Source organism: Jeotgalibacillus marinus, assembly GCF_040801915.1.
In the GTDB taxonomy this organism is placed as follows: Bacteria; Bacillota; Bacilli; order Bacillales; family Jeotgalibacillaceae; genus Jeotgalibacillus; species Jeotgalibacillus marinus.
The window spans coordinates 1-26,615 of the sequence record NZ_JBFMIA010000008.1 but is presented as its reverse complement, the minus strand read 5'-3'; the positions used below and the strand labels follow the sequence as shown (position 1 = coordinate 26,615).

Here is a 26,615-nt window from a genome sequence, read left to right as displayed (position 1 = left end):
TCACTAGACTATAAAACTAAATATCGTCCACGAAACGACCCGTTTTATAGACTTTTTATTGCTCTAAAATAAAGTTTGATCAAAAGTATAATATCCAAAGGGGTAAAAATGGTACAACTATTCATAATAAAAACGGTACAACCGTCCCTACATAGGATAGCTGTACCGTTATCTATTAATTATGCCCTAAATTCTCTGGCCACCAATTATATAAGTTCTTATTAATTCTGCCATTCAATTCTTTTTGATCCTTCATTCCATTTTCCTAAAGTATATAAAAGTACATTATCATCAGGACTTTGACGTACATTAAGTATAAAATCATTTGGAACATAGGCGCTACCAAGTTGAACAACATCATTTTTAGTTCCGTTAAATTCTGTATATGTGTTTGTCGTCCATTCAATCTTGTCATCTACTACTTTACCTATTCTATTCCAGGTAGGATTGTTCCCACTAGCACCTTCAAACATTGTTAGAATATGACCATTATTAAGTTGAACAGCTACAGGATCATGACCATTATCAAATTTCACACTAGGACCCCATTCTTCAATGCCATCCTTAATCGGTATATTTGCTATTCTATACCAGAGACCGTTGTTTGCGTGGCTTTGATGCATTTCTAATACATGCGTTTTTACAATCCATGGTGATTCAAATTCGGGAGTTATTGCAGTTAGAGATGGGGTCCTTCCTGTATCGTATCTATTTCCTTGTTGAACCCATTTTATATCCCTAGTTTCAACACTGTCATAAAAAGCGACACCGTTGTATAGATTATTAAATAAGTTTTGATGAGAAACGACAAATTGCGCTCCGTAAAGAGCAGTAATGGTAGGATGATATGCATCAGTTGAATATACATTCCCTACACTATACCAATCAATTGAACCATTATCAGTATATCTTCCTAAATTATAATAAACATTTGAATCAAAAACACTTTCACCCTCATGTATTTCCATCACCTGATAACTCTGCCAAGTTGTTATACTTGCGTTCTTCCCAGTATCGTATTCTTCTGGATACGTCCAATACATCACCCCATCTTTTTCTTCACCAACTTGATAAGAAAGTTTACCTTGATAATCTTTAATTGCTACAACAAGGCCATTAACTAATACAGTTACCGCAGGATTATATCCTCTTGAATATATAGGGTCAGGATCAGTCTCAACTGTATTTAAGTACCTTAATTCCTCACGTATTTCACCATTCCACGCTGAAACGTTTTCAGATGAAAGAATGATAGTTAATAAGAACATTGTTGCAATAACTACTAGTACTTTTTTCATTTGTTAACCTCCTTTATTTTTATAGTACAAATTATATTATTATTTATTTTTAGAAAATTTTCAACAATACGAATAATTATTCTATAAAAGGTACACAAAACGACCATTTTATAAACTTTTAAACAGATCATGAAAACCTATTGAAAAAGCCACTCGTAAAAGTACATACACTTGTATAAAATTCAAAGTATATTAAAATCAAGCACAAAATGTTTGATAGACTTAGAGAACAAAAACGGCTAAAAACGGTTACGCTCGCGTTTCCACACAAGATCAATCATTGCAGTTACAAATTGATGCTTTAGAAAAAACATTCTACTGAGTCGCCCCTCAATAAGAGTATATAATAGTTAAAAAAGGGGCTGATCTCATGTATTTTCCTAGTAAGAAAGACTGGTGGTTAACCGTGCTCATTTGTTTTTTAATGGGAGGAACAATCTTACTATCTGTCATTGAGCCTAGTGTACCAGGCATCATTATTACAACGATTGTTTCGGCTTTTCTCGTATGGATATGGTTTACTACTGGTTACTTATTCACGAAGGATGAATTGGTTATACGATTTGGCCCATTCAGATCAAAAATTCCCTATGAAAAAATACAAAGTTATCGCGATACGAGGAGTGTTACGTCGGGCCCTGCTCTATCACTCGATCGTTTAGAAATTTTACATGATTCAGGAGTTATGGGGGTTTCCATCGTTTCACCAGTAAGAAAAGAAGAATTTAAATCCGAACTCGAACGTAGATGTCCTGCATTAAAAAACAAAACTTTAACCCAATAATTTCGTGTGTGGAGACAACGAGAATGACTTGATAAGTTTGTCAAACGTCAGCAATTTGGCTGCCTTTCTCTCAATTCGTTTTCGATAATGACATGTTGCTTTCTAATGAGAGACTTCACTTCTTGCCGTCCGATTTTCTTTAATACATGGTAACTAGCCCATGAAAGTGTCCAACCATGATCGTAGTTGATCGATCAATTATCAAACATCCTTGACCATTGAAAGCTTTGTACTGGAGAATTGGTGGTTCACAAATGACTTTTCTTTAAATAATACCTTTTATACGTTGCTTAATGGCTCTAATTTTATCTCTAAATCTGACATGTGAATCTTGATGATATTTCCATGCATTTTGATTCACATCATGTATTACTCGTTTACGTTCTTCACGAATAACTTCTAATAGATATTCATTCATTCTTTTCATCTCCTTTTAAATATTGCTTATTCCACTGCATCTGCATACAACGCGCAATGATCCTTTCAAAAAGAGATAACACAAGCTTTAGTGGGTGTATTTATTTCCCAAACCTCAATGTGACCTATAAAAGCCATCAATAGTATTTAGTGGTTTCCATTTCTCTTGTGTATCGGAAAACTGTTCTTTTTTATCTTCAGGAACATCACAAACAATTCATTTTATTCAAGAAAGGCAACTTTTGAAATAAGCATATTACTTATTTTTGAAAGAAAAAAACTCAGTGTACTTAAAGCTGGATTTCATTCTATATATTTATAATAGATTTTTACCAAAAGAATTGAATCCGCTAAATGAAGGAATGTATGTACGACTTTAGGTGGAGCTTAAGCGGTGAAGTTTGAGGATTGGTACAACGATGAACAAGATAGTGGAACACAGATCAATGCCATACATGTTGCTAGATCGATATCCTTAAAAATCGAAAAAAAGTTTATGAGAAAGCGAAACTAGGAGCATTCAGAACGTTGGTCACTTTCAATAAGAGACTGGAGTCCACATTGACCATGAAGCACATTTAAAATGATCGCTGTCTTGGTTAAAGGAGGCCTCCTTTAACCAAGACATTATTAAGGAAAATTTCGATTTAGGAGTTATTGTATTAAAGATTCCGCTGAGAAATAGCTTTTAAAATGGAAGGCTCTCGATTTGTGGTAATACTGTAATTCAGCGTATCGGTAGTATTCTGAGTGGTTATTTGCATATGCCATTTTTAAGCGTTCATAATGCATATCTAGTGCAGAGTGCATTAAGAAATTCTGCTGTGCAGACTGAATCGTATTTAATTGATCTGTAGGCATTTGTCTCCAATGTTTCATGGGTCGATTACCTCCTTAATTCATTTCATCATATGCAAATATCATTTTTTGGATAATAAAAAACTACCTGTTCGAACGCTTATAGTTCATCTGAAAAATACCAATCGCGACCTGTTCTAACAACTATTGAAATGGGCACTGAAAAAGGGGCATGATTTTTTTGAAATCACTCCCCTTTTTCAGTGCCCTGCGCTAGTATGAGGCCTATGGCTTCCTTTATTTTTTAGCCGCTGAAGCAAATTCCATTTCAATTTTCCCGTCTTTAAAAAGCAATATGGCACTAAATTTATTGCCTTTTTTGCTTTTAAATCCTTTAATGTTCAAGGTCTTCCCTTTTTCACACAATGCTTTAATTTGTGTTGGTGACAAACGCTTACTTAAAAACGTTTTCGGAAAGGTTTGCTTGCATCCTGATGCATATTCTGAACAACCGTAAAATTTCCCTCTGTCTCTTATAGAACCTGTTTTGCACGTTGGACATGCCGCAACAATTGCTACTGACGCACGATCAGCTGGTTCTGATTTTTCAAGTGGTGTGGCATTAATTTTATCAGGAGCTGTTGCTATTAAATGGTGAATAAATTTCTGGATATTTTGGACAAAAGCTCGTTGATTTCCTTCTTGTCGCCCGATTTTCTTTAAATACGCTTCCCATTTTGCTGTCATTTCAGGACTACTTAAAAGTGTCCCTTCAATCACATGACAAAGCGTGATTCCTTTTTGGGTTACGCTCACGATGTTTTTTGTAATCATTATATATTTTTGGTTTTTCAACGTTTCAATGATCGCAGCACGTGTTGCTTCTGTGCCAATTCCTTCGGTTTCCTTTAGAATCGCTTGTGCTTTTTCATCCTCAACCGTCTTACCCGCTGTTTTCATCATCGTAATTAAGTTACCTTCTGTATAAGACTTAGGTGGCTTTGTCACGCCTTCTTTCGGTAAAACGACTGATTCTACTTGTTGCCCTTTCGTCACTTGTGGCAACGTTGTTTCTTCTTTTTCTTTTGATACTTTTTCCGCACCAAAAAGTTCTTTCCACCCTTTTTTCACTTCCACTTTGCCACTTGTTTTAAAAATCAAGTCATGAACAGACACTTCAATTTTCGTTTCTTCATAGTGGTAGTCATCATGAAACATCGCTAGCACACTGCGCAAGATTTCCAGATAAACATTGCGTTCTTTCGGCTGAAGCGCTGATATTTGTTGGCTTGTTAGCACTTTTTTTGTAGGAATTAACGCATAATGCTCTTGCACTTTGCTATCTTGAACATATTTTGGACGAGGCCCTTGATAATGAGTGTCAAAGTTTACTCCTGCACTCGTCTTCATTTTATCTAGCTGCTTTTTCAAATAAGAAAACTCATTGTTTGTGATAAAGGTACAATCTGTCCTAGGATACGAAACGGTCTTTTTCTCATATAAATCTTGAACCGTTTTTAACACGACTGACGGACTGTATTTAAAGCGTCTATTCAAATTAGCTTGTAGAGAAGATAGACTATGTAAACTTGGAGCTTGTGTCTTTTTCTTCTTTTTTTCAGCTTTTATTATTTCGCTTCGTGTAGGCTCATTTAATGGAATGGAATGTTTCTCCATCATCTCAAGCGCTTCTTCATTTGTCTTAAATCGTTGATCGTTCTTCGCTTTAAAGTTTCCTTGTGGTGTTTGAACCGTTGCTATTAAATCAAAAAACGGCTCTGGCTTAAAGGTTTCAATTTCATGGTGTCGCTGCCAAATCATATACAAGGTCGGTGTTTGAACTCGTCCCACACTAAATGGTCCATCCACACCTTTTTGTTGAAGCAGTAATGTATAAAGCCTTGATAAATTCATTCCAACAAGCCAATCACTGATTTGACGTGTTTGTGCTTCTTTGTAAAGAGGAAGAAAGTCTTCGCCTTGTCTTAATGACCCAAACCCTTGACGAATCACATCTTTTTCTAGTGAATTGATCCAGAGTCGCAGCGTAGGTTTATGCGCCATGCCTGCTTGCGCAATAATCGACCGTGCAATGTTTTCACCTTCTCTTATAGCAAGTTAATAACTTGTGTAAAGTCAAGGGATTGCTATTTAATAGGCTTTACAACTATATCTATCTTATTTTGTTTTTACACACTATTGAGTTACAAATTTCTTATAATAACACGTTATTATCTTGCAGCTTTTATTTTAGGATAGTATATTCTTTGATCAGTAATCCATTTTTCGGGTAAATATTCGCTAATAATAGGTCCTTCTTCTTCAAGTCTATCAAAATGTAAAATTCCACAACTATCTTTGTCAAATTCCCATAAAGGCCTACTAGCTAAAATCAACTTATTCGCAAAGTTAATATCGCTGGTAGAAATAATAACTTGCTTTTCTTGTGCAATATCACAAATCAAAGATATTAAAGCATCGTCTCTTAAAGTATCTAGCATCTGAATTGGATCATCTAAAATAATAGTATCTAAGATTTCCTTGTTTTTATTCGCTATAGAATATTCATCAGCTACTTGTGATAAGAAAATGGATAAACCTAATAATGAAAGCTGTCCACCACTAAACGCAAACGTACTATTTGAATTGGTATTTTCGATATAGCTCTCCAAATCGTTTTTAAATTTATGTGGTATTGGTCGGAATATCAAGTTCGTTCTTTCTCTTAGGCCTGGTACAACTGCATCAGACATTATAGTTTTCCATGGAGATGTATCTGTAAGAATTTCAAATATAGTCGAAATTCTAGTAGCCATTTTACCAATTTCTTTATTAGTTTCTTTCCTTTGAATTTCTCTTTGACACTTTTTATTTTCAGTTAAAGTCTCGATTTCCCTTTTAACACTTGTGATTTTTTGACTTAAGTCATCTTTAATACCTAATAATTCAATACTTTCTTCAATAGAGCCTAAGAAAACTTCCAATTCCTTAAAACTCGTTAAAGCACTAAGTAATACGTCTTGCTGTTGGACGTAGTTATAATATAACTCATTCTTAATTTTTTTACTTTCAATCAAGAATTTATTTGATTCTAATTCTTGTTGTAATTGAGATTTAAAATTAACTTTTACTTCATTTGAAAAATTTATTACATTACTTTCGGTTAGCTTTTCTTTATATCCGTAATGTACTATCTCATTCAAAATGTCACTTTCCATTTTTTCTATTTGTTTTGTAAGATAATTACTTTCTTTAACCCTTGTGTCATACAATTCTTTTTCCGAGTTAATCAACTCAATTTGAGCATCATTTTTATCTTTTATTTTTTCATACTTTTTTTCCATATCACCGTACGCACTTTTTAATTCCACTTCAATTGATTCATTAAATCTCAGTAAATTTAAAAATAATTTTTCGCTTAAAACTTCAACTTCTTCTATTTTATAAAAATCCAGCATGGGCTTTAAAAAGTCTTTCAAACTTTCATTCTCTGCTTCTATACCTTTTACTGCATTTTCCGACTCTCTTAATTTTTTTTCTTTTTCTTCTCTTAATACTGTTAATTGTTTCATTTCTCTCATTTTGTTTTTAAGCGATGTGAATTTACTATTCAACTCAAATAACCTATGTATAGTTCTTCCTTTTTGCTTCTTTATAGATGCCATTAACTGCTGCTCTGATGGATGATCTACTCCACATAAAGGACAGTGTTCATTTGAAATATCCGTGGCAAGTACATCGAAAGATTCCTCTATTTTTTTTTGTTCTTCATAAATATTATTAAATCTGTCATCAAATCCAGCTAATTCACTTTCCAGTATATTACGAAGTTCTTTATTATTTTCATCGGAATTTTCATTTAACCACTTTTTAGTTTCATCTATTTTTATTTTGTGCCTTTTAATATTTTCATTGTTTTCAATAAATTCAGAGTAAGATTTTTCAATATCTCTTCTATGACCATTAAGTTTATTCAATTTTTCTTTAATTCCCTTACTCTTCTCTAGTATTTTATTCATTTCTGTTTTTTTAGTTTCTATTTCACGAAAAATTTCAGGATGATTTAGAATTTTTAATTCCAACTTTTCGATTGTTTTATTAATTTCTTCTTTATTATTTCTTTTTATATCGATCTTTCCAAAAAGAGTTGTTATGAATTTAATCTCTTCATCTATAATTTTTAGGTTGTTCTCTAATTGATCTACCTTTTTTTTCCTATCTTCTTCTTGTTGTGAAACTTGTTTTAATTCCCTCTCAAGTTCTTCAACTGATTTTATAAATTCATTCTCCTGTTTTTTATAACTCGTATTTATGTTATTTTCTTGTCTTTGACTTATAAGTCTATTTATTATTCCCCTTTTCTCAGTAACAGTATTGAGAACACCCTTTAGCCAACTCTTCCATTCTTCTACCTCTGACAAAACGGAAAAATTATTTTCAGGTTTTGAAGGTAGGGTTATGATAGGATTCAAAGTCTTCTCTAGCTCTATTATCTTTGTTCTAAAGTTTTCTAAAAGTCCGGTTTGATCTTTTTCACTTATTTCACTTTGCTTTTTCTCAAGTTTTATTAATTTGTCTCTATTAATTTTAAGTAGCTCATCCAATTCTTTCACTTTATTGTTTACCTCTGTTAAATCTAAAAGAGGTGCTAGATTTTCCAACCTGTCCCTGCCATTTGCTACAGCTAGCTCCTGTAATTTTGCTTGGGAAAGTGAGTGGGCCCACAATAAATCATCTCTTTGTCCAGAACTATCAAAAAACGAATCAATTAGTCCGCCAGGATCATAAATTTCAGTTTCATTTCTTGTTATTTTTTGTATTTCGCTACCCGGACTCGATACTTCTTTGAAATATCCGGTTATTTGAGTTTCTATATCTGGATTGATTAATGATCTAATGTGAGTATTCTTTGCCCTATTCCATTCTCCTTTATAGGATATGTACCTAGCTATATTATTGTTAAAAAGCCACCCCACCGCATCTTGTAGTGTAGTTTTCCCCCTACCATTTCTACCATATACAACAGTTAAATTTTCAAAAAAATTAATCGACTGCTTACGAGAATAAATTCGAAATCCTTTTATATCTAGTTTATTAATCCTGTATCTTTTCAATTTTCATCCTCCTCAAACAAATTAACTATTCCATTATCGTTCCTGGTTAATTTAATAGAGTACCAAGGGTTAAAACAGGTATTCACCACTTTTTCTACAATGTTGTTTATGCTCATTTCTTCTGATAAACCTACTAAAACTTTTCTAAAATAACGATTATCATCTCTCCAATTTTTAAGCCAAGTGTCAACTTCAGAGCTAATTTTTCCCTTTACTAGAACTATTGCAAGTTGAGAATAACTATACTCTGGACTAATAGAAGCAAGTGTTTGAGTAATTATTGGGGGATAATAATTACTTTCACTCATATCATCATAAGCTTCATTTTCAGAAGTTATAATACCAATAATGAATCCGTGTACTCCTATTTTTCCATAAAAAAACCAATCGATAGGGTGACCATACTCATAAGTATTTGTATCTGGTTTTATGTATTCTATTTCACTGGGCAATTTAGAATGATAATTTGAATCATTTGATACCAAGTTAAATTGTTTTTTTATACCTTTATATAATTCACTTGGAAAGTCTTCGTACTTATCCTCTTTAACCATTATGGTCGCCTCGCTCTCACAGGTGGTTTTGTGAAATTTTGATCGTTAAGAAATTCTTCTAACTCCTCAACCTTAACAACATCAATATACATATACTCATTTGGGAATCTTTCCTTTACCGCTTCGAAAATCGCTTTAATTAAATTATTTATAAATTGATCATATTTGACGTCAATAACTATAATATGACGATGAGTTGGCTGAATTATAACACCGTCAAAGGTTATAGCTATACCATTAGCTACTTTATCCTCAGGGACTGTTGGATCAAATTTGAAAATGTGAGCTGATATTGGATTTGCATCAAATTGTCTACCTGCAACTGTCAGGTTTGGTGCGTATTCATTTGAATTTTGAATTAATTCGATATTTTTAATATAAAGCTTATGTAACGCAAAGCCTAAATTAGAATCGTAAAATTTATAATTACCATCTAGCCCTGGGTATTTGTATATATGATTATTTTTATTAAGCACCTTTATTGATTCAAAGTTCGAATGTGCTGTTAAAAACTTTTCAATCCCTACATCATAAATACGCCTAGCTCTATAGATACTTTCCACGAAAGTTGGCTTTAAATCGTCTGACTTATATTTATCTAAAAGAGGTATTTTATCTTGATTTATACTACAGGACACACTTAGCCAACGTTCATAAAATTCCGCTTGGGCAAACCATAATAAGTCATCTAAACTGTTCTTTAACCAATATCCATTTTCATTATTAAATAATTTTTCAGTATCTTTATATACCCACTCTTTAGGTGAATCATATGGATTGATCCATGCCCATTCAAAGTTATCTTTCACTTTATTTTTTAGGGAAGTCATTAAATAAGTTAAAGGCGCTGCTAAACCAACAAAAACAACTTTATTAAAGTTTGGTCCATTTTTAATACAATTCAAAGATTTTTCGAGTAGTTTCTTTTCCCCTTCTAGATATTCCGGAAAGTCATTTGACAAAGGCCTAGTTAGTAAACTTTCTGACCAAACAGATCTTGTGTTAATGTTATTTTTTCCGTGAGCAGCTAAAATACGCCATTCCCTAAAAATATTCTCTTTATTTGACTTATCTAATAAGTCGGAAACATTTATTACTATGTCACTTTCCAAATCATCTGAAATAGATTCAGCTACTTCAAAATACGCATCTAAATTTAAAGAATATACTCTTACTCTTCCCTTCGATTCAATAACCTCGTTAATAAGTGATCGATGCTGAAAATTAGGTTGTCCAATAAACCGGTGCTGACCTCTATTTGTCGTTATACATTTAATAAAGTTATTATGTTGGTCCATTGAAAATTGCCTCTCACCATCTATCGTAGGATAACAAAAGTATTCATACAATTTCGCAATATCTCCAGATATAGATCCAGGGATAACCTCTCCTTGTGCTCTTAAATAATTCTCATACATATTACTAACATCCCATCCTGATGGGGCAACATTATATCCAGTCATCGATAATCCTGCACCAATAATAAATAAGATGTCTTCTTCTCCTTTTCTTGCATGATTCAACCATTTTGATAATAAAGAGCCACCAGCCTTTAAATCTAATTTTTGAACCTCATTTGTTAACATAATATCCCCCTCGCAAATTGTTAGAATCTATTAAAGCTCTCTGGATAAAGCTCTCCTAAACTAACCTCCAATTTGTCCTTGATCTTAATTAAATTCAGCACTGTAATATTTCTCTCCCCTCTCTCTATCGCGCCTATATACGTTCTATGCAATTCACATTCAAATGCTAGTTCCTCCTGGGACCACCCCTTTTTAACTCTGTAATGCCTAATATTATGCCCGATTGTCATTAAGATTTGTTTTTGCTTTTTATTAGTCTTCATACCATAATTCTGATAATATGATGACTATAAATCGACAGACTATAAGTAGCATCTACAGGAGGACTCATCATGGATAAAGAAGTGAAAAATCAGCTTGAAGAGGCTGAAATTCCAAATATATTAAAAGACTATTTCATAAGAAATTCTCATATCCATCTTTATCTTAATAAATTACTATTAAACGAAATAGAAGAAACTTACATAGAATACGATTCTCTTTATGAGTTTGATGATGCTGAATTTTGTTCGTATGTAATTACAGGTGTTAAGAAACAAGAGAAACATCAATATTTTTATCATTATTTAAAAAAGATTCTTGATAGCAATTTAAAACTTATTCCTAAATCCCGAATCTCTGATTACCAAAAGCTAACAAAGCTAGGGAAAAACATTTCAAAATTACAGGAAGATGAAATTTTAATCGCATTAAAGAATCTTTTAATTACTATGCAAGATTTAAAGGTATCTAAAGAACAAGAGAAGTTGCTCCACGCTTATAAATTGACAGGCGCATTACAAGTCCTCTTTACATTGTATCCAGACAATGTTCATAAGAAGGATTTCGAGCAAACTTTTCATAGTTTGGTAAATATTGATTTGTAAAGTTATCGACCTTGATTGTCATTGCTTTTGCAATATCATATGTAGTCTGTTTTTATCCAGAATTAATTCGTCTATTCTTTCTTTGTACTGCAAGATTTCTGCCTGAAGTATGCTGTTATCTAATAAGTGGTCAGTTATTTTATCATATTGTAATTTAAGTTCATGATATTGATCTTTTAACTTTTTAATCTTCAATTCATTGAAATGATCATCTTGTTTCTCAATTTTTGCTTCAACATACTTCAGCAGAATTTTATCGTTGTAAAGTGTTTTCCTGGAAATATTCAACTCGGGAGCATTGGATATTGAAACTTTTGTCATTTTTCTTTTTTTGATTCTCTCTATACTATCTGCATTTAACTTTTCAACGTTATAAGAAAATTCTTCGAAATTTATTAATCTTTGCAGTGTTTTTTCCGGAATTTCACTAGTTGATGGCAATTCATTCTGAACCAATATGTCATTTATTCTCTTAATGACTTTTTCCACGTTATCACCTCTGTTAGTATCTCTCTTCTGTTAATTACTATCTCTTTTAAATTAGAGTATTCTTCAATTATCACATTTTCACCTTTTATATCTACATCATTATTTAATGACTCCAACTGCCTTATTAATACATCATTTGTAAATTTATTCAATGCTTTTATTTCCCTATCAAGTTCAACAGAATACTCAGGTTGTTCTTCAGCAAGCCGCCTGTTATAATGCACTACCTCTAATTTTTGTTTAAATCTTTCGTACTCAAAATTAAGGAATTTATAAGAATCCAAGTTAATTTCCAAGTTATAGTTATCATCGAAGGTATGAAAATACTTCCTCCGTTCACACACACTATGAATTATACTTCTTAAACACATACCAAATTCATTTTCTATCCCTGAAGAGTTTGTTTTCTCCAGGATATTTAGGACCTCTTTTACATCCTTCTTGATATTTAAATTATTCTTTATCAAAAAATCGTTGATCTTTTCAATCTTTTTTACAGATGATTTTAGATCTAATTCATTTTTTATATATGCCTGGGAGACTTCATTTTTATCCGTAATTAGCAATCCTTGCTCATCAATTAATCCTTTAATATGTTCAATACTTTTCTCGAGCTTATTCTCTAATTGAAAGCTTTTATTATAATAGTTTGTCATATCATCAGAAATATGATTCATATGTTTTATTTTGAAATCGATATGAACTTTTTGCATAAATAACTTCGTGCATACTGTTGTTCTAAATCGATGAAAGTTAACGTATGGATACTTGATTTTCCTGGTTTCTTCAAAGGTATATGCATTTCTATACTCAACGTTATACATTTTTTCGTACTTAGCCTTACTTGTAATTTGCAGATAATTTAGACCTTTACTTTCATCGCTATTTAAATAAACACTACTCAACTGGGGGTAATTTCGGATTATGAATTTTTGGTAGTTTTCTGTTAGTGGTGCAGTACCCACCCTTCTTTTACCTGTCTTGCTATTTATAAAAAGATATTCCCTTAACTTATTCTTATAGACGTTGAACTGTTCATCCGTTAGTTGATTAATGATAGCCCTATGCGAAAAACCCATATGCCTTATCTTTGAATTTGGTTGATTAGTTATTAGTTCATAGATTCTTTTCATTAACACAAATTTACTCAAACCATTAATAGCTTGTTCAACAAGGATCTCTGCCAATTTATAGGACTTAGCTGCAATTGGTGTCATGTAACAACATGTTAACTCGGAACCATTCCCCCTTATAGTTTTAAAGGTTTTAAAATGCAAATAATATACTTGTTTCTCATTATTAATTTTATAAGTACTAAGTTGGTTTGTTTTTAATTGACTTATTTCCTCTGCTCGCATACCTGTTTCAGCCAATATGATAATTAAACATGCTACAATTCTTTCGTCTAGGTCTAAATCAGTGTTTTCAGAATCCTTTATTGCACAAGATACCAATTGATTACAAAACGCATCAGGAATGTAATCATTGACAGCAGTTTTACTTCCATGTTTGGAGTATTTTAATTGTCTTTTATTTAAAAAGTCAGCCATTTTATCAAAATCGATATCTTCAATTTCCCCAACGTGATGTATAAATAATTTCAGAGTATTGGTCAACCTTTCAAGATATAGAAATGAGCATTTCTTTTCCTTATCGTTGAGATATTTTTCGATTTTATATATAGAAACTTTAAATATACTATCAAGCCCTCGATTAATGAATTCCTTACTTATAGTTTTTAGTATATCAATATTTTTGTTAATAGTACTAAATGCTTTTCCGTCTATTTTGATTTGTTTTAATGCGTGCGTTTTAATATAAAAGATGAATTCCTTTGGAATTCCTTGAAATTTTATCAGACTATTTTTTGAGGCCCTTTCTTCATAGTCTAAATAACTAAAATCCCAAGTTTGATCCTTAAACATATTGAATTTTGAAACCTGCATTTCTTGAATTTCTTCGTTCAGAAAAAAATCAAAAAAGCCCTCATCTTCACTATAGCTATTATCAAATTTTACTTGCTCCATTTTTATTCTCCTCAAGGGCTATCATTTTCTTCAAGTATTGCGATAGCAGCTTTTTTTGGGAAACAGCTTCATCAATGATTAATGGATTAGAGGTACTTTTAATTGTATTATTCAGTTCCTTGATCTTGCTTTCAAATTTTGGTATCCGATTTGTAAATGTCACGAAATGCGGACATATCAAGCATTCCATTGCTTCGAATACACATGAACTTTCTTTGCATTGCCCCAGATTATTTTTCACATTATTTTTGGATTCGGTTTTGCTTTCATTCCTAATCTCACCATTTATATCAACGTTGGTAAGTGTCACACCCGATAAGGCTTCTACATACAACTCGATCTCGTTATATTTCCTATAATACATTTTTGCTGTTTTATATCCATTATTCGTTATTGCTGCTAGTTTTGGTAACGAATAATCTAGCTTCGTTCCTTGCTCATATACATTGTTAATGTAAGTATGCCTTAAATTGTTCGCAGTGTAACGTTTATTTTCTAGTTTATCCTCTATTTTTGCTAAAACATTTTTGAAAACATATGCAAAGTTTACAATTTTTAATTTGTGGTTTATTTTTCTCTGCGTTGGTTCTATAAATATATATTTTGATAGACTAGAATTACAGGTTGCAGTTAAATCTGTATGCCGGATTGCCTCCTCTAATAAGTAAGTGACTTTTTCAGATACTAATTGATTTATATATTCACGATTACTGGTTTTAGATAAATATCTGATATTAGCCTTACCCGCAGGATCTTTATATTCTATACAATTTCTTTCTAAATTAAGTATCTCACCGATCCTCAAATTAGTAAGAATAAATATTTCGAAAACTAATAGGCTAAGTTTGTTTTTGTCACTTCCCTTTTTAAATTCATTGTATATCACTTTTAAATCATTATCTGTAATTGGGGTTCCACCATTTATTTTCTCTAGTTTATTTAAGTTCAACACTTTTAGCATGCTGCTGGAAACACCATATTTGCCCCCATGATATTTCAGGATGCTTCTAATAGTTTTTAATGCGCCTTTCAAAGTCGCTGTATTGGTGTATTTGAACTCCAATTTTTGACGATATTTAAAAAGAGTCTTATGATTTATTCCGTTCTTTACTTCAAATCTCTGTCCAGCCTTACCATAATTTTTCTCTATATAGTTATAAAAATCTTTAATTATATAATTTTGCTTTTTCTTTTGATAAAACGTGCCTGCTCCATACCAAATAAATTCAAGAATATCATTTCTAATCTGCTCTGGAAAATTGCTTAGGTCTAAAAAAGTAAGATCGAAATTCCGTGAATTTGCGCCGTTTCTAGTGTACTCATTGGCTAAAAAGACAATTTTTTTAAACTTTGGTACTGATTCATATGGGTTAAAATAAATTGGCCTGTAATCTCCTTTGATGGCAGTGGTGGCTTCCTCATACTTTAACAAACTTATATATTCTCTTGATAAGCCAATTTCCTCTTGTTCAATATTTATAGTGTCCAATAACGACCTATACAAAATTACCAGTTGATTAAATAACGCATTTGGTTTATTTGGACTAATTCTTTGAATTATTTCTCCTGGTATTTTTTTGAAATACTCAATCTGATGAATTAAAAAGGCATTATCAACTGTTCGAGAACTATTTACCTGACATATGTATTTGTTCACGCTATCTGTAAAGAAATATCCTACTAACCTAAACAATACTGGATCGAGGTATTTTATCGCATAATTAAAAAGGTAATTTTCAACCCATGTTCTTATAAATGCAGAATTAGTGTTTAACCAATAATTTCTACTTCCCTTTTTAACAGTTATTGTAATTAACTTTGTATAATCACAATCCAACGGATAATTTATTAATGCCGAAAAGAGATCTTCATCTTTATAATCAATAAACCTTTCTTTAACTTGTTGATAATAATGGGACACTAGGTTCATTTCATAAAGTTCAATATTTTGTATATTCCTAGACTTATGCTTTAAATGCTTGTAAAGTTCTCGATAAAAATCGTTTAAAAACACTTGATATGAAAATAATCCATTTGACAACCCTTTTGCTTTGTAAACCTTGTGAAACTGTGTTATTACTCTTTTCAACGAACTTGGAAGTACGCTTTTGTTTTTTATTAATTCTTCATACATTACTAAATTATGTAATTTAACACAGGTTTCCCAATTAATTTCTTGAATGCTGACATTCTTTAAATTAATAGTTAAAAAGTAAAATGCTATATGACTTCCACCTATATCCCTAGAAAAACCATGTTTATGCTTTTGAAAAAATAAGGCAAGTTCTTCCCGAAGAATCTCACACTTTGTTTGTTTTATTAGAACTTGAATTTCATCAAAAAAAACATCAATTTTCCTCAATGTTCCCCGCCCCTTTTAAGGTTTGATTCATCTGTTTTTCCATCATAAGAGTGGCATCCATTATTTCTTCTTCAGTCGGGTTATAATAGACATAGGTTGAAGTAATTGACCTATGCCTCATATAGCGACATACCTCTTCCAGCGTTAAGTTTAATTCGTTTATAAGGTACATAGCGTAACCATGTCTAAATCTATGGCTAAGATTTGTTTTTTTAGATGTTTTATCTGTATATATCTTTAATTCATTAAAAAAGCCTCTTAACCAATAGTTCCATCCTGAGGATGTTAATGGTGACCCGTTTTTGCTTAAAAATAAATAATAATTCTTTTCCGCTGAATCGAGAGAATCTGCTTGCGACTTTTGCAACATATTGCTTAATACCCTATCAGACACAGAAAATAAATCTCGACTTTTTAAAATGTAATTATCAATTTTATTCTTTAGCCCTTCGGGTATTACAATCTGTTGTACCCCACGTTCCTTATAAATTGCAGTCTCGTAGTCATTTCTACTTTGTGGATGAATACAGTTTTTTGCATACTGATAGCTTTTATCGCTCAATCTGTTCCGAATGAAAATCACACCAGCGTTTTCATTATCAGCATGTTTCTTTATGTCTTCTAAAGTTAGACCAAGAACCTCACCTAAACGAAGTCCTTTTAGATACATAAGATCGATTATTACTTCATTCCTTAGGTTCAATAAAGTTGGATCAGACTCTAAATTCAGTTTTATTCCCTTATATTCTTCAAGTGTTATGAACTTTGGTACTTTCTTATTTTCAATTTTGGAAATGCTGGAGTTATACTTAACTTCTTTTCTTTTTTTGGTGTGACCTAGAAGACCAATAGTACTCTTACCAATACCCACTACTGTAGAATCAAATATACTCTTGTCTGTGAGATCTAAATGTCTGTAATATTTTCTTATTGTAGCCATATAAACATTATGTGTATTAATTGACCTACTTATTTCCAATTTCCATGTCTCCTGCGAACCATTAACGCTTTGTCCTAAAATGAATCTGGAAAGATCAGCAAAATCCTTATGAGTAAATTGTGATATATTCTTAACTACTATTTCTGAAAATGAATACAATAATTTCAGTGCTTGAATCGATTGTAATCTAGAATTAAATGTATCATATTGGCAAATGTAATTTATAAAATAAAATACGTCTTGGTTAGTTTCTCCGTTAGTATTTATTAACAGCAAATACTTATTTGAATTACGGATTTTTGTTATTATTTGCAGGCTAACTAACCTACTATTTTCACTATTTAAGGTCACTAAATAAGTCGTTAATGAAGGGTTTTTAGATTCTACAATTTTTTTCATTAATGCACCCACTCTCCATTCACATAAACAGTAGCAATGTCATCCATAATATATTTTTTTCATAGCAAGACGCTTATAGTTAACACAGATTACTTCTTATTACTATTAGCAAATTCAAAGGTGATTTTTTTATCTTCCAATTTCAGAAAAGCATTAAATCGTTTTCCTGATTTAGATTTCATTCCTTTAATCATACTAGTCTTCCCTTTAGTACATAAATCTTTAATATTTTTTTCTGTTAGATTCTTGCCCAATAATTGTCCTGGAAATGTTTGCTTACAGCCGTTTCCATGTTCTGAACAACGATAATACGTCTTTCTTTGAATAATTTTTCCTTTATTACAAGTAGGACAAGCTGCGATTGTATTATTCTTTTGTGTTATTGCTATACTTTGCTCTAATTCTTTAAATTTCAATTGTTGTGGAGCATCTTGGATTATTTTTTCTATGAATCTTGCAATGCTAGAAATAAAGTGATTAGATGTTCCTTCTCCATTTCCTATTTTTTTTAAGTATGCTTCCCATTTTGCAGTCATCGAGGGACTGGAAAGAAGATTGCCTTGTATGGATTGACAGAGGATTTCGCCTTTTTTCGTTACACTAACAATATTTTTATTAATATTGATATAGCCATGCCTTTTTATTGTTTCAATAATACCACTTCGGGTTGCTTCAGTACCTAAACCTTCAACTTCTTTTAAGATTTCCATTTCTTCTTCATCCTCTATATCTTTACCACATGTTTTCATCATGTTAATTAATTGACCCTCAGTGTAAGGCTTAGGAGGTTTTGTCATACCTTTAGTCATTTGTATAGATCCTGATACTTTTTCATTCTCATCAACAATAGGTATAACTTGAATATCTTCCTTTTTTCTCTTAACTGTCTCCTTCTGTGCGTATGAAAATAGTTCTTTCCATCCTTTGCTAATTTCTGTTTTTCCAGTAGATTCAAAATCAAGTTTATTTACATCAGTAATGACCTTTGTTTCCTCGTAAATATAATTCGCATGAAACATAGCTAGAGTTGTTTTTAAAATTTCAAAATATAAATTTCGTTCTTGGTTAGACAAACCTTGTATCTTTTTAACAGTCGGAATCGTCTTTGTTGGTATAATTGCATAGTGCTCCTGAACCTTAGAGTTATCTACATATCGCTTATTAGCTCTTTTTGAATTTATTGGGAATGAAACACCTGCAATATCTTGATAACGTTCCACATTTTCGCTAAGATAGGCAAATTCATTAGTCGTAATAACTTGCGTATCGGTTCGTGGATAAGTAACCAACTTCTTTTCATATAGGCCTTGTACAGTCTTTAGTACATTAGCAGGGCTATATTTCCATTTTTTATTTGCAACACCCTGTAGGGTAGAAAGTGCATACAATTTGGGCGGTTTAACATGCTTTTCTCTTTTCCTAATTGATTTTATGAAGCCTTCATTTTGCTCTAATATATTATGCTGATTCATTAGGGATTGAACTTCTTCTATTTTTTCACTCTTAATTTTTGCCTTTCCTTTATACGTGCCATTCTTAGCAGTAAAGCTTCCTTCAATTTCATAGAAAGGTTTAGTAACAAATCGTTCTATTTCTTTTTGATGTTGGTAAATAAGATACACCGTGGGAGATTGTACTCGTCCAATCGAAAGACTTTCATTAAACCCCTTTTGTTGTAAGAGAAGAGTAAATAATCGGCTTCCGTTCATCCCAACAAGCCAGTCACTTATTTGTCGTGTTTTTGCTTCGTAATAAAGCAATAAGTCCTTTTTGTTATCTTGAAGGTTATTAAATCCTTTTCTTATTTCATCAACCTCTAATGAATTGATCCATAATCGTTTTATTTCCTTATTCTTTGTTCCAGACATGTAGTAAATTGAGTAAAAAATATTGGATCCTTCGCGGTCCGAATCACATCCGTTCACTATGGTTCTAATGGTAGAATCATTGAAAAGTTGTTTAATAAAGTTGAACTGCTCTCTCTTGCCGTAAGACACTTTATACTCATAGCTTTTTGGCAAAATCGGTAAAGACGACAAATTCCAGGATGACCATTCTTTCCGGTATTCCTTTGGCTCTTTCAACTCTACTAAATGTCCAATTCCCCACGTAATGATTGCACCAGTAGGAAACGTCTTGCATCGATTCAGTTCAATGTGTGTTTTGTGATGTTTTTTGACAGAAAAAGCATCTGCATAAGCCTTGGCCTGTGAAGGTTTTTCTGCTAAAATTACTACGTTTCCCATGTTTAATTAACCTCCTCTGTCCTCTATATTATATGGTATAAAGGTGAATCCTGTTAATAATCCCACTGTTAGTTTCACTAATCTATAAAGATATAAAAAGAAAGAATGAACAATTCTAGCTCATTCTTTCTTTGATTAAATACTTCAGATGAATTTAGCCAGTCATCCGAAGTTTTAAGGAATATTAATTTCAAAATTAATTTATCTCAACTCGTCATCCAAAAGTATAATGACTTCATCTAATGTCTTTCTCCACTGACGCTTCATCTCCGGTCCATATTTCAACGGTTTTGCTTCCGAATGTACGGCTTTATACTTATCAAATTGCTTGCTGTCGATAATTCTCCTGATATTCGGAATAGGCTCTTTGAATAGCAGATGAATGCAGCCCCCCTTCATCCACAAACCAAGTATTCTCAAATTCTTCAATCGCTTTATTATAGGATTCCGTGAAGAAGCGTCGTTTCACTACAAGAATATCTTCCACTGAATCTATTTCTTTGGTATCAAAAGCGTTTAAAATCGCACGGTATACGTCTGGTATACGTCTTTAACAATTTCGGATTTTTTCAGCTTTTGAAGTGCTGTTTCGATCTCGTCACGGATATTCTGATTATTGGCTGAGTACGTTTCTAATAATCGGTCAATATAGGTTGAGTCAATATCATAGATCATAATCGCATTTTCTCCATAGAATTCAATGTCAAAAGGCTTTGCCTGATTCAAAGAAATGGAAAAAGGTGAAAGCGAGCGAAGGGTTACGCTTCTGTAATCAACTCTATTCCATTGAGAGGAAGCTCAAACATGTCAGCCCGACCGAACGATATGAAGAACGATATGAAGAACGACTGGAAAAAAGCAGGCCCATTCTGGACCTTTTTTCAGCATGGCTTTATGAACAGAAAGATCGCGTTCTACCCAAAAGCGCGCTAGGAAAAGCCATCACGTATTGTTTGAATCAATGGAATCATCTTGAAGCGTTCTTATTAGACGGTCATTTAGAAATCGATAACAACCAAAGTGAACGTTCCATTAAACCGTTTGTAATTGGGAGAAAAAATTGGATGTTCTCAAATACACCGCGAGGTGCTCAGGGGAGTGCCATCATGTATAGTGTGGTTGAAACCGCAAAAGAGAACGGTTTGAGTCCTATCACTATCTTCGCTATTTGTTTGAAATGCTACCCAATGTGGATACAACGAATAAAGAGGAGATCGATAAAGTCTTACCTTGGTCAACAGATTTACCGTCAATATGCAGCGTACCAAAAAAAGTGAAGCAAACAAAAAGTAACCTCGAAATAAACAACTTTTGTTGTCTATTTTGGGGTTGCTTGACGTTTACTCTACAGCAACGTTTTCTTCAAAATTCCCCTTCTAAAACGGTTAAACTTTTTTTAAAACACATCGCAACTTTTTTATAACGGTGCGACTTTATTTCAAATCCATAGTAGTTTCGTTCCAAACCTGATAAGAATTCAAATTGGCGAGGAATTTTAATGCCCTTCAAACGTGTAACACGACCTAATGAAGGTACATGTTGAATCTCACAGCTTATAATCCCCCCTAAACCTTGTCCACGACCGTCTTTGAGCTTTTACCGGTAGATAGTGAACGTTTGCGTTTGGACATCTATTCTCCCCTTTAAATAGTAAGTATCATTTCGCCATTTAAATATACCTTTATATCCCCATCTTCAGAAACTTTGATTGCTAAACTACCATTTTCGGATGCAATTTTGCATGCATTTGTTCCTGTACCGAATACTTCTGAAGGATTAGAAGGTGTGTCAATTATCTCTCCATAACTTAAAATATTGAGCATATCATCTAAAACGAGTGCACCATCTATTGAGCATAGATTACTTAAAAATGATGCTCCTACATCTGTTACGCTAAGATGCACTCCATTTCCTTGTACTATTTTTAAATATAAATATTCAGTATTACGTTTTTTCAAAGGTGCCTTTGATAAACTTTCCATCGCCTCTTCTATAGTTATTGCAGTGCTATATGCAATTTCCTCTGGTTTAATAGGTAAAATCATTAAAATGGAACTTGTATTTGTTGATGATAATTTTTTCAAGGTATTTATTAATATATTGGTCCCGCTAACAATATTATGAAGTAATTTACTTTTATCCAATGACTCCTCTACCAATAAATACAATTTTGATCCATGTAACATATAACGCATCAATACAAACTGTAAAATGTGATAATTTTTAAGTTTCCACTCTCCTTTGCTAAAAGAAACAATAAAATCTTCAGCATTGTATACATTTAATTCTGCTTTACTTAATTTAAAATAAACAATATTCGGCGATGTTCCTTCAAATTCAGTAGAAGCACCTTCAACAGTTTCTTTCATCAAAGCCAGCATGTATTTTAAGCCTACTTGTAACTCTTCGTCTACTTCTTTATAGACCTCGTTCTCAATTAAATAATCATAGGTACTAGCCATATCCTCCTTAGTAGCTTGAATACTTCTAAGTAGTCTTGCATTTTCAAAATCTTGTATTATAGTCTCAGATAAGCTTGAGTTATCTTTAGTGGTTATTGCAAAACCATAAACTTTAAAACTACTATTTACTATTAAATTCAAAACATTACCTTCAACTAGTCGTAATAGTGGTTTTTCCCCTTCAAATAGCTCTAGAATAGGCATTTCATTATCAAATTCTATAACTTTAAAATCATATTTATCCGCTATATCATTAATATTTTGTACTGGTGCATAAATTACTCCAATACGAGTATTAAATCCCTCATATGTTCTATGACCTATATTAACCATATCTTTTAAAAATTGAATTCTTTTATACTCTTTCTCACCATCTTCTGTTTGTCCAAAAATGAATGATGAGGTTAACTTACTTTTTACTTTTTCAAATAGCTCCCAATCTAGTTCTCCATTTAAACTAATACTTTTGTCAAGAAAAGTTACTGTCTGCTCAAGTACATTAAGTATAAACTTCTCCATGTAAGGATATTTAATTGGTGAGTAAACATCAACATCCACATCAACAGTTCCGTCTTTTTCATTTACTTGGTTCTCTAATTTAATTTGATATCCTGTGTACTCAGTCAAATATCTTTCTAGTATTTCTGTATACCTTTTTACTTCTGAGGAAAACTTACTTTTTGTAACTTTCATTATTATCAATCCTTTTTTCTGAAGAATAAAAAAACCTCTTACAGTCCTAATCCAATTGATATGTGAATGAAAGCAAAAAAAACAAGACTCATTCACACCTCACCTCTCACATAAATTGTACCATTTCACATAATGAAAAATAATCTATTTTTCCACTAATCTGCAGCGTTAGTTTCATTTTGCTTACTCCAGAACCCGGTTCGATTGCTGAACAAGAAAAAATCCTGCATTTCAACACAGGGTTTTTGATCGAACTTTATTATAAATGATCAGACTTTTTTATAAATTATCAAACTTTGTTTTAAAACCACAACAAACCACCTATTTGCAAATTCTTCAATCACTTTATTGTGTGCTTCCGTAAAGAATCCTCGTTTTACGATAAAAATATCTGCATCTACTTCTTCAGCATAAAAACTCTATATTAAATACAAATATATAACCACTTTTTACACATATTCACAACTGTCGATAACTTCGCGATCACTATCTGTTGCAACAACGATTTGACTAGCACTTTGAAGCAACCGTTTAACGATCCCAAATTGCTTGCGTTTATCATATGGAACGGTAAATCGAAAAGAATCAGGAATCATAGGAAGCGAGGCTAGTTTCCACTTTTTCCATTCAGGTTTGTACGCAGCCGGCTCTTCTAAACTCACTAAATGACCAAAGCCCCATGTAACAACGGCTTTACCATTAAACAATGAGTCTTCTATTTCAAAATAGCCATCTCGTTTTTTTGCTTTCGAAAACGCCTCCGCATAGCTTTTCGCTTGGGAAGGTTTTTCAGCTAGAATTAATATAAGTCCCAAATAAAGGTCACTCTCCTTCAACCCTTAATTTAATTGATATAATTAACCTTCGACTTCTTTTAAAGTCAAGCAAATAATATCTTGTCTTCATTCGTAAGTTTAAAATAATCAGCAAAGATCGTTGATCTTCCGAAGCATATTATCTTTTGGCACAACGACATCATAAATCGATGAATAAGGATTCAAGTTTAAAAATTGTTGGTTTGGCACCATCACAAATCACCCACTTCAAATTGATATCCTTATTATACAATGAATAAAGGGATCCTCCGCTCGAAAATTCGAGCGAGTGATCCCTTTTAACGTTGCAAGGACTTTTTCAATGACCTCCATAATGGTGGTATGAGCAATCGATAAATCTCGTTCCTCCATTATTTCTACCAGGTCACGAAAACTTAAGTTGTACAGTAGGTACCATCTTATTCAGAACCGTTTTAAATCAAACTTTATTCCAACTAAAACAACTTACGATACGAATAAGAAATATAAAATTATTTTTGGGTGTTAATTGGTGATATATCTAAAGTTATTAAAGATTTTGGAAATATGACTGCTCATGCAGACCAAGTGAATGTGCAAAGTAACAAAAATTAATGGGGAGGTCTTACACAATCTAACATACGGTCTCCAAAATGTGGTTCAAACGTTGCTTCTAATTGATAAACGCCTGCGACAAAGGGGGGCCCATTACCATCAAAGCTATAACTTTCTACTTTCGCTATACGTATCAGTAATTGTTAGTGATCTATTAAAAGATTGACTTAATGACTCAGATAATCTGTCGCTTATATTCAAGCAACCTCCACTAAGCCCTACTGATTGTTCCATACCCAATGAGCTGATCAATGTACTTCCTACTGTATGCTCATGCCATAACGTGCATTTTTAACTCCGAATCCCCTTCAAACCCAGTGATAGATAAGCGTCTTGTGGAAGCTTTTCTCTTTATAACTGTATTGAACTTCAAGTTAGGATGATCTTCATAGATTGCTTCTTCCATTATTTCAATTTCTTTCGCTCTTGAATCAATTAGAGAGAACAAGATTCCAGCTATATTTAATGTAGGGTTATATCGATCTCTTGTTTCTTCAATAATCTCTAAAAACTTTGATATTGCATAATAGGAAAATATCGCACCATCAAATATGATCACTACCTAACTCCCTGCTGCTGAATATGTACTAAGAAGCATGATCGTTTGTTCTGAAAGTGATGATGGTGTATCAATGATGATCCAATCATAATCGTCCATCACTGGCTATAATGATTTCTGTAATGCGTCCAGCTTTAGTCCCTTTTCATACATATGTCTTGGCAAAGTAGCAAGAAAGTCGTTTGATGGAATTAAGTCTAAGTTGTCTTTGATTTTGATGATATATGATCTTGCATATTTTTCTATAATGGCTTCTAGAATGGTTCTTTGCTCAAACGCATTGCATAGGTCATATTCACCTGTTAACAAACTTATTAAGTTTCCCTGTCCATCCATATCGATGGCTAAGACTTTTTCTTCTTTACTTAAAAAAGGAAGTAATACCACTGCTAGTCGATTTAGAACAAACACCCTTACTGATTTCAACATTAGCTCTATTAAGTCTGATGCCTACACACACCACACACTATTGCAAAAGACAAATATTCGGAGGGGACGCCAAAGCCTTAGGAGGCATTGGTATTGACCTTCCAAAATTAGAAGAAACTTTGCCGAAAAATGCTTATGCTAATGACTCTCTCAGATAACGCCTAGTGAAACAGTAAAGGGGAGAATATATTGATTATATTGAGGGTTCTCTAACAAACCCAAGGTATTCATGGCATATAGGAACCATACCTATTTTTCAGTTTAGTGAGCTAGTTCCTGATTGGGCTCAGGATAGTGTCAAAGCTGCAGTATGGAGTGGTCAAGTAACGCAAATGGTTTGGAATTGGAAATTAGTGAATGGCTTTGCAAGAAGTTCATCAGATGGTTCACCAATGGATTATAATTATACCGAAAGCTGGTTGCAGCGAGCTTTACCTACCTTTTCCTGAAATAATACACTCACTTCAAATGAGTGCATGGAGTATACCATAGCATTGGACAGAGAATTGTGTTAATAATAAAATATGTGGTAAATAAGTAACCTAAATATAATGACAGTACTTATAGCCTTTCTATAGACTGACCTCTCTATGAGGGGGTGGCTCGATTCACATAGGATAGACTCACCGACTCACGCTAGTTCTCAAGGGTGGTCTATTTTTTGTGCGACAAGAAGTCGCTTGGAAATAGTTGTAGCTTTAAAATAAAGTTCGTGTTGGTTTGGAATAAAGTTTGATATAAAACGTTCTAAAAACCCTTATTTTACGAATGAAAAGCATCCATTTTGAAAAAAAATTGATCAAAATGGATGCTTTCCTTGTGAATTACTATAAAATTTTTATAAAAATGTTTGATCAAAAGTTTTCATAAACCTTTCTACAGCAAACGGTTTCTTAAAATTCCCCTTCTAAAACGGTTACCCTTTTTCCAACTGTGGGATTAAAACAAAGTTTAATTGCTTAGAAGAAAGTCGTACCGTTTATAAAAAAGTTGTGATGTTTTGATAATTTTAACCACGCTTTTTCAACCCAACCTTTAAATGAGCCTTTCGTTCATTGACCTCTGCCTGCAAGTCTCGTCTCTTGTCTCTATCAACTAAACTACGAATATCCTTTTGCATATTGTCATTAACAAAGCATGTAGTCTGTGCACCGCAATGTTCGCATGTGAAGTACGTCTCTTT

At 32.6% G+C, this 26,615-nt stretch carries 20 protein-coding genes and 3 pseudogenes; 3 read left to right on the top strand and 20 right to left on the bottom strand.

The window, feature by feature from the left end; all coding sequences use genetic code 11:
• Positions 1–221: 221 nt before the first annotated feature.
• Complete coding sequence (locus AB1471_RS10210; protein WP_367779659.1) at positions 222–1,298, bottom strand: hypothetical protein; 1,077 nt, start codon at positions 1,296–1,298, stop codon at positions 222–224.
• Positions 1,299–1,668: 370 nt separating this feature from the next.
• On the opposite strand from AB1471_RS10210, the gene AB1471_RS10205 reads away from it, so the two are divergent.
• The gene (locus AB1471_RS10205; RefSeq protein ID WP_367779658.1) at positions 1,669–2,082 is read left to right on the top strand and encodes a PH domain-containing protein; all 414 of its coding nucleotides are present in this window, start codon (positions 1,669–1,671) and stop codon (positions 2,080–2,082) included.
• Between the two features lie 265 nt (positions 2,083–2,347).
• Here the strand turns inward: AB1471_RS10205 and AB1471_RS10200 are convergent, their stop codons facing one another.
• From AB1471_RS10200 to AB1471_RS10165, 8 genes are all read right to left on the bottom strand, one after another.
• A complete protein-coding gene (locus AB1471_RS10200) occupies positions 2,348–2,500 on the bottom strand; it encodes a hypothetical protein (RefSeq protein WP_367779657.1) in 153 nt (50 codons plus the stop codon).
• 114 nt (positions 2,501–2,614) lie between these two features.
• Positions 2,615–2,716, bottom strand: a complete 102-nt coding sequence (locus AB1471_RS10195) for a DUF4937 domain-containing protein (RefSeq protein WP_367779739.1) — start codon at positions 2,714–2,716, stop codon at positions 2,615–2,617.
• A gap of 437 nt (positions 2,717–3,153) precedes the next feature.
• Positions 3,154–3,378, bottom strand: a complete 225-nt coding sequence (locus tag AB1471_RS10190) for a hypothetical protein (protein WP_367779656.1) — start codon at positions 3,376–3,378, stop codon at positions 3,154–3,156.
• Positions 3,379–3,594: 216 nt separating this feature from the next.
• On the bottom strand, positions 3,595–5,409 hold the full coding sequence (locus AB1471_RS10185) for a type IA DNA topoisomerase (protein WP_367779738.1): 1,815 nt from the start codon (positions 5,407–5,409) through the stop codon (positions 3,595–3,597).
• A 119-nt stretch (positions 5,410–5,528) separates the two neighbouring features.
• Positions 5,529–8,411 carry an AAA family ATPase gene (locus AB1471_RS10180; protein ID WP_367779655.1) on the bottom strand — a complete coding sequence of 961 codons (2,883 nt, stop codon included), beginning with the start codon at positions 8,409–8,411 and terminating at the stop codon, positions 5,529–5,531.
• Positions 8,408–8,965 (bottom strand): hypothetical protein, encoded by a 558-nt coding sequence (locus AB1471_RS10175; protein WP_367779654.1) that lies wholly within the window; start codon positions 8,963–8,965, stop codon positions 8,408–8,410. The genes AB1471_RS10180 and AB1471_RS10175 overlap by 4 nt, the downstream gene beginning before the upstream one ends.
• Positions 8,965–10,551, bottom strand: coding sequence for a hypothetical protein (locus tag AB1471_RS10170; RefSeq protein WP_367779653.1), 1,587 nt, complete (start codon positions 10,549–10,551; stop codon positions 8,965–8,967). Before AB1471_RS10170 ends, AB1471_RS10175 begins: the two co-directional genes overlap by 1 nt.
• 20 nt (positions 10,552–10,571) lie before the next feature.
• Positions 10,572–10,781 carry a helix-turn-helix domain-containing protein gene (locus AB1471_RS10165; protein WP_367779737.1) on the bottom strand — a complete coding sequence of 70 codons (210 nt, stop codon included), beginning with the start codon at positions 10,779–10,781 and terminating at the stop codon, positions 10,572–10,574.
• Between the two features lie 102 nt (positions 10,782–10,883).
• Between AB1471_RS10165 and AB1471_RS10160 the strand changes: the two genes are divergently transcribed.
• Positions 10,884–11,417, top strand: coding sequence for a hypothetical protein (locus AB1471_RS10160; RefSeq protein WP_367779652.1), 534 nt, complete (start codon positions 10,884–10,886; stop codon positions 11,415–11,417).
• An 18-nt stretch (positions 11,418–11,435) separates the two neighbouring features.
• Here the strand turns inward: AB1471_RS10160 and AB1471_RS10155 are convergent, their stop codons facing one another.
• From AB1471_RS10155 to AB1471_RS10130, 6 genes and pseudogenes are all read right to left on the bottom strand, one after another.
• Complete coding sequence (locus AB1471_RS10155; RefSeq protein ID WP_367779651.1) at positions 11,436–11,906, bottom strand: hypothetical protein; 471 nt, start codon at positions 11,904–11,906, stop codon at positions 11,436–11,438.
• The gene (locus AB1471_RS10150) at positions 11,882–13,933 is read right to left on the bottom strand and encodes a hypothetical protein (protein WP_367779650.1); all 2,052 of its coding nucleotides are present in this window, start codon (positions 13,931–13,933) and stop codon (positions 11,882–11,884) included. Before AB1471_RS10150 ends, AB1471_RS10155 begins: the two co-directional genes overlap by 25 nt.
• Entirely contained in the window at positions 13,914–16,295 is a 2,382-nt protein-coding gene (locus AB1471_RS10145) for a tyrosine-type recombinase/integrase (protein ID WP_367779649.1), read from the bottom strand. The genes AB1471_RS10150 and AB1471_RS10145 overlap by 20 nt, the downstream gene beginning before the upstream one ends.
• On the bottom strand, positions 16,282–17,634 hold the full coding sequence (locus AB1471_RS10140; RefSeq protein ID WP_367779648.1) for a tyrosine-type recombinase/integrase: 1,353 nt from the start codon (positions 17,632–17,634) through the stop codon (positions 16,282–16,284). Before AB1471_RS10140 ends, AB1471_RS10145 begins: the two co-directional genes overlap by 14 nt.
• 89 nt (positions 17,635–17,723) lie before the next feature.
• Entirely contained in the window at positions 17,724–19,880 is a 2,157-nt protein-coding gene (locus AB1471_RS10135) for a type IA DNA topoisomerase (RefSeq protein ID WP_367779647.1), read from the bottom strand.
• 201 nt (positions 19,881–20,081) lie between these two features.
• Positions 20,082–20,585, bottom strand: a pseudogene (locus AB1471_RS10130) (type I restriction endonuclease subunit R, EcoR124 family); the annotation flags it as partial.
• Between the two features lie 2 nt (positions 20,586–20,587).
• Between AB1471_RS10130 and AB1471_RS10125 the strand changes: the two are divergent.
• Positions 20,588–21,153: pseudogene (locus AB1471_RS10125) on the top strand (IS66 family transposase); the annotation flags it as partial.
• A gap of 370 nt (positions 21,154–21,523) precedes the next feature.
• On the opposite strand, the gene AB1471_RS10120 reads toward AB1471_RS10125, so the two are convergent.
• The 5 genes and pseudogenes from AB1471_RS10120 to AB1471_RS10100 form a co-directional block, all read right to left on the bottom strand.
• Positions 21,524–23,035 carry a hypothetical protein gene (locus AB1471_RS10120; protein ID WP_367779646.1) on the bottom strand — a complete coding sequence of 504 codons (1,512 nt, stop codon included), beginning with the start codon at positions 23,033–23,035 and terminating at the stop codon, positions 21,524–21,526.
• 449 nt (positions 23,036–23,484) lie between these two features.
• A complete protein-coding gene (locus AB1471_RS10115) occupies positions 23,485–23,850 on the bottom strand; it encodes a toprim domain-containing protein (RefSeq protein WP_367779645.1) in 366 nt (121 codons plus the stop codon).
• A gap of 330 nt (positions 23,851–24,180) precedes the next feature.
• Positions 24,181–24,273, bottom strand: a pseudogene (locus AB1471_RS10110) (IS6 family transposase); the annotation flags it as partial.
• Positions 24,274–24,715: 442 nt separating this feature from the next.
• Positions 24,716–25,003, bottom strand: coding sequence for a ParA family protein (locus AB1471_RS10105; protein WP_367779644.1), 288 nt, complete (start codon positions 25,001–25,003; stop codon positions 24,716–24,718).
• Between the two features lie 105 nt (positions 25,004–25,108).
• Positions 25,109–25,429: a ParA family protein gene (locus AB1471_RS10100; RefSeq protein WP_367779643.1), complete on the bottom strand. Its 321-nt coding sequence runs from the start codon at positions 25,427–25,429 to the stop codon at positions 25,109–25,111.
• Positions 25,430–26,615 lie beyond the last annotated feature (1,186 nt).

What these genes read in the sequence shown, in the direction of transcription:
- AB1471_RS10210 (WP_367779659.1), bottom strand. Translation starts at nt 1,298, where the DNA reads ATGAAAAAAGTACTAGTAGTTATTGCAACAATGTTCTTATTAACTATC.
- AB1471_RS10170 (WP_367779653.1), bottom strand. Translation starts at nt 10,551, where the DNA reads ATGTTAACAAATGAGGTTCAAAAATTAGATTTAAAGGCTGGTGGCTCT.
- AB1471_RS10120 (WP_367779646.1), bottom strand. Translation starts at nt 23,035, where the DNA reads ATGAAAGTTACAAAAAGTAAGTTTTCCTCAGAAGTAAAAAGGTATACA.
- AB1471_RS10200 (WP_367779657.1), bottom strand. Translation starts at nt 2,500, where the DNA reads ATGAATGAATATCTATTAGAAGTTATTCGTGAAGAACGTAAACGAGTA.
- AB1471_RS10205 (WP_367779658.1), top strand. Translation starts at nt 1,669, where the DNA reads ATGTATTTTCCTAGTAAGAAAGACTGGTGGTTAACCGTGCTCATTTGT.
- AB1471_RS10165 (WP_367779737.1), bottom strand. Translation starts at nt 10,781, where the DNA reads ATGACAATCGGGCATAATATTAGGCATTACAGAGTTAAAAAGGGGTGG.
- AB1471_RS10140 (WP_367779648.1), bottom strand. Translation starts at nt 17,634, where the DNA reads ATGAAAAAAATTGTAGAATCTAAAAACCCTTCATTAACGACTTATTTA.
- AB1471_RS10190 (WP_367779656.1), bottom strand. Translation starts at nt 3,378, where the DNA reads ATGAAACATTGGAGACAAATGCCTACAGATCAATTAAATACGATTCAG.
- AB1471_RS10150 (WP_367779650.1), bottom strand. Translation starts at nt 13,933, where the DNA reads ATGGAGCAAGTAAAATTTGATAATAGCTATAGTGAAGATGAGGGCTTT.
- AB1471_RS10135 (WP_367779647.1), bottom strand. Translation starts at nt 19,880, where the DNA reads ATGGGAAACGTAGTAATTTTAGCAGAAAAACCTTCACAGGCCAAGGCT.
- AB1471_RS10175 (WP_367779654.1), bottom strand. Translation starts at nt 8,965, where the DNA reads ATGGTTAAAGAGGATAAGTACGAAGACTTTCCAAGTGAATTATATAAA.
- AB1471_RS10160 (WP_367779652.1), top strand. Translation starts at nt 10,884, where the DNA reads ATGGATAAAGAAGTGAAAAATCAGCTTGAAGAGGCTGAAATTCCAAAT.